General features: G+C 72.6%; 3 protein-coding genes and 1 pseudogene. All 4 read right to left on the reverse strand.

The window, feature by feature from the left end:
- Positions 1–1,165, reverse strand: a 1,165-nt coding sequence (locus AB0H32_RS47115) for a hypothetical protein (RefSeq protein ID WP_361135533.1), incomplete at its 3' end; no start/stop codon positions are given.
- Positions 1,162–2,298: a GNAT family N-acetyltransferase gene (locus AB0H32_RS47120; RefSeq protein ID WP_361135535.1), complete on the reverse strand. Its 1,137-nt coding sequence runs from the start codon at positions 2,296–2,298 to the stop codon at positions 1,162–1,164. The genes AB0H32_RS47115 and AB0H32_RS47120, both read right to left, overlap by 4 nt.
- Positions 2,295–3,581, reverse strand: a complete 1,287-nt coding sequence (locus tag AB0H32_RS47125; protein ID WP_361135538.1) for an MFS transporter — start codon at positions 3,579–3,581, stop codon at positions 2,295–2,297. Before AB0H32_RS47125 ends, AB0H32_RS47120 begins: the two co-directional genes overlap by 4 nt.
- Positions 3,578–4,116 (reverse strand): annotated as a pseudogene (locus AB0H32_RS47130) (phenylacetate--CoA ligase family protein); the annotation flags it as partial. The gene AB0H32_RS47125 and the pseudogene AB0H32_RS47130, both read right to left, overlap by 4 nt.

Here is a 4,116-nt window from a genome sequence, read left to right on the forward strand (position 1 = left end):
ACGACATTCCCTTCATCAGTTCGGCGGCGGCGACCGCACAACTGCGGTTGCGGCTCACCCCGGCACGGCCGTGCACGGTGAACCAGTCGGTGTTCAGCGGGCAGGGGCAGTCCTCGCCCGGGTGCAGCGAGGCGAGGTCGCCCATCACGACGCTCTGCGCCGGAACGGAGGTGATGTACGGGCTGACCAGGTGGAGAAAGCCGCGCTCGCCGTACGGCAGCGGGCGCAGCGTCGCGGTGTCGCGGACCGCGGCGCGTGACCACACCGGCACGTGCAGCCGGTGGTGTGCGCACTCGACGTACGGCACGCAGTGTTTGACGGAGCCGAAGGTGTCGCGGATGCGGTCGCCCGGGATGCCGAGGCGCTCGGTGACCTCGGCACGGAAGTCGTCCTTGCCGATCTGGCGGTCGGCATGGCCCTTCCAGCCGCCGCCGAGCACCACCAGCGATCCCTCGGGAAGCCGCAGCGGCGGCAGACCCATCGCCCTCATCCGCTCCAGGGTGAAGTAGAGGAAGGCCGGGAAGCCGAGGATCCGGACCGGAACGGTGTCCTCGGCATAGCGCTGGAGCGCCGCGATGCACCCGTGCACGTCGAACTCGTGGCCGGAACCGGTGTGCCGCAACGCGTGCGTGGTGTGCCGGGCCGGGGCGAAGTCGCACAGGTAGTTGTCGGTGAACGACGTGCCGAGTTTCAGTGACGGCGCGGGCTCGTAGCTGTACAGCAGATAGTTGACCGGCTGGTCGGGGGTGATCCAGCCGTAGTGGTCGAAGATCCGGGCCACCATGCGCTGCGCCGAGCGGATCGTCCATGCGTCGAAGAACATCTGCGACTTCTGGCCCGTCGTGCCCGAGGACGTCAGATGCAGGAACACCTCGTCACGGGGGACGGAGAGCACCTCGTGGCGTTTGAAGAAGGCGGCGGGCACGAGCGGGGTACGCACACCGTCGCCGACCGTGGGTGCGGGAGCCTCCGGCGGCTCCTGCAGCAGGGCGGCGAAGAACGGGGAGCGGTGGGCGTGCCAGGCATGGGTCTCGGCCATCGCCGCGGCGAACAGCTCGTCGGCGGCGGCGCCGGTCGCGTACGGCTCGGCGAGGTCGCACAGCCGCTGCACGTGAGTGAGCGCCGCCGGGTCGGGGACCTCGACCGGAGCGAGATGGGGGTTCATCGGGACACCTCGTGAAGGGGCAGGTAGGTGGCGGTCCAGGCGCTCAGGTAGGCGCCGAGGTACGGCTGCAGCAAGGGGCTGACGGCCGTTCCCCGGAAGTCGATCTGGCGGCTGGTGCGGGACAGCACCACGTAGTCGTGGAAGCGGCCGTGGATGCGGCGCATCGCGGGATAGACCGCGCTCGGCACGAACCCCGAGGCGAGGAAGACCTCCAGGGCCTCGGTGTCGGCCAGCGGAAGCAGCGTCTCGGCGTAGTCCGCGCCGGCCCGGGTGACCACGGTCATCAGCGCCTCCAGCGCGCCGGTCACCGCGGCCGGGCGCGGATGGACGGCGACCAGGGCGCAACTGCCCGCCACCGGGTCGAGGTCGGCGTACGCCTCGAAGCCGCCGTCCCCCGCGACCAGGAGCGCGTTCGGCGTGTGCAGCGGGAAGAAGCGGTCGCCGGCGTCGGGGAAACGCTCCAGAAAGCGGCGGCGGACGAAGGCCGGGGCGACGATCAGCTCGATGGGCGCGGCATCGCCTGCGGAGCGCGCGGCTCCGCGGCCCGGCACGAGTCCCGTGCCGGTGTAGTCGATGCCGATGCCGGCGGACGCGGCGGAGAGCAGGCCCGACAGCCGCTCGGGCACGCGCTCGACGGGAGCGCGGCGGTCCAGCACCCCCTCGGCGTAGCGGGCGAACAGCGCGAGGCTCTCGCACCCCTCGACCTCCACCGCGTTGGGCATCAGGCCGAGCGGCCTGAAACCGTTGCGTACGACGACGTGCTGGGGCCCCTCGGTGACCACGCGGACCGTGGCGTACACCGAGTCGAGACGGCCGGCGCCGAACGCCTCCTCGCAGACGGCGCCGGTCAGCCGGGAGGCCAGCCCGCCACCGCGGTGACCGGGATGCACGACGAGACCGACCAGCTTGCCGATACGGCTGCCCGGATCGGTCTGCACGACGGCGGAGCCGACGAGGTCGCCTTGGTGCGTCCGGGCGGTGAGCCAGTGCGCGGTGCCGTCGGTGATCAGTCGGCGCATCACGGCCGGGTCGCTGCCGAGGGGCACCGGATAGCCGTGCGCGTACACCTCGAAGTACAACTGCCGCAGGTCCGCGATGTCCTGGACCGCGGCGGGGGAGAGGACGACGCTCATGACGTCTCTCCCGCCCGTGCGAGGGGCTGCGCGGCGGACACCCGCGACCCGTCGGCGTCCTTCCGCCCGCCGACCCGCCACAGCGCCAGGGCGACCGGCGCGAGACCGGCGCCCTGCACCAGACAGAGCGTGCGGGCCGTCAGATGGTCGCCCAGCGCGCCGAAGACGAGTGAGGCCACGGGGAACGTGGCACCGAGCAGTGCCTGCATGACCGCGAAGAACTCCGGCTTGTCGTCGGCGGGCACCAGCCGCTGGAACAGCGCGACGAACCGCACGCCGATCACACCGACGCACCAGCCGACGGCGGACAACGCACCGAACGCGACCGCGTGCCCGACGACCAGCCCCGGCAGCCCGAGGGCCGCGGCCATCACGACCAGGCACACGCTGCCGACGGCAACGGGACGCCCCGGAACGCGGGCACCGGTGAACGACCCGACGAGCGTGCCCACACCGAGCGCCGCCTCCAGCGAGGCAACGGTCGAGCCGGTCGAGTGCAGCACACCCCGCGTGTAGAGCGGCATCACGACGTAGACAGCGGTGGTGAAGACATTGGCGGCGGCGAAGCACACCAGCACACGGCGGATGAACGGCAGCCCGGCCAGGACCTGGCGCAGCGACCGCGATGCGGGTGCCGGGCCGCTCGCCGATCCGGCTGCCCGCGTCGTGGCGTGCGGGAAGCGTGCCGACAGGACCAGCAGGGCGGCGAGCAGGTAGGCGACCGCGCAGGCGGCGACGACGCCCGGGAGCCCGCCCGCCTCGACCGTGAGCGGGCCGAGGAGTCCTCCGCCGAGCCCGGCGACCGACTGGGTGGACAGCTCGAATCCGGTGGCGGCCTCGATGTCGGCGTCCTCGACGAGTTCCGGCACCGACGTCGTCAGACACGGGTCGAAGAGCGCCTGACAGGCCGCCAGCGCCAGCCCCACCGCGTAGATCGCGGCCATCGGCAGCGCCCCGGCCTGCGCCAGGAGGGCGGCCGCCGTTGCCACCGCGCCGGCCGTGGCCGCCGCGCCGGCCAGCACCGTCCGATGGGCGTGACGGGCGACGGTGCGAGCGACCACGGGGGCGAGCGCGACCGCGGGCAGCGTGCTGACCATGAGGAACAGGCCCGAATCCAGTCCGCGGTGCCGCCCGCCCGCGAACCCGACCAGCCACCAGACGGCGCCGACCTGGAACATCCTGCTCGCGGCCTGGGTGAGGAGCTGACCGGCCCAGACGCGGCCGAACGACGGGTTGCGCAGCACGAGGGGCAGACGCGCCGCGCGTGAGTCCACCGTGCTCATGAATGCGGCCGTTCGTCGACGACGCGGATGAGCTTGCCCGTGCGCGGATTGACGGTCAGGTCCCGGTGCCGCACCCGTTCGACGGTGAGCGGATTGACGTGCCCGGCGGCTATCGCATCCCGGTAGAGCGGGCGTTGCGCCAGCACGGCGGCGACGACGGCGTCTGCCAACGCGGCGTCCCCGCCGCCGGGTTCACCCGTCGCCAGCCGCAGCACCAGGCCGTCCCGGCCGATGCTGCGGCGCACCACGAGCTGCAGCCCCGTCACCTCACCGGCCGTGTCGGCAGCCATGACGATGTCGTGGACGTCCTGCGTGTAGAGGGAGACGGGACCGACCCGCACACCCTCTTCGGCACGGCCGAGGATGCGGAAGACCCCGGCGTCCCGGTCCACCCATTCGGCCCGGTCACCCGCCGGATAGCGGAGCACCGGCATGAGCCGTCTGCGAAGGTCGGTGACGACCAGCCGCCCCGGAACGCCGTCGCCGGGGACGGGCAGGTCGGTCTGCTCGTCGAGGATCTCGACCACCCGGTTCG

It is taken from the genome of Streptomyces sp. NPDC020362, from assembly GCF_040642095.1.
Classification (GTDB): Bacteria; Actinomycetota; Actinomycetes; order Streptomycetales; family Streptomycetaceae; genus Streptomyces.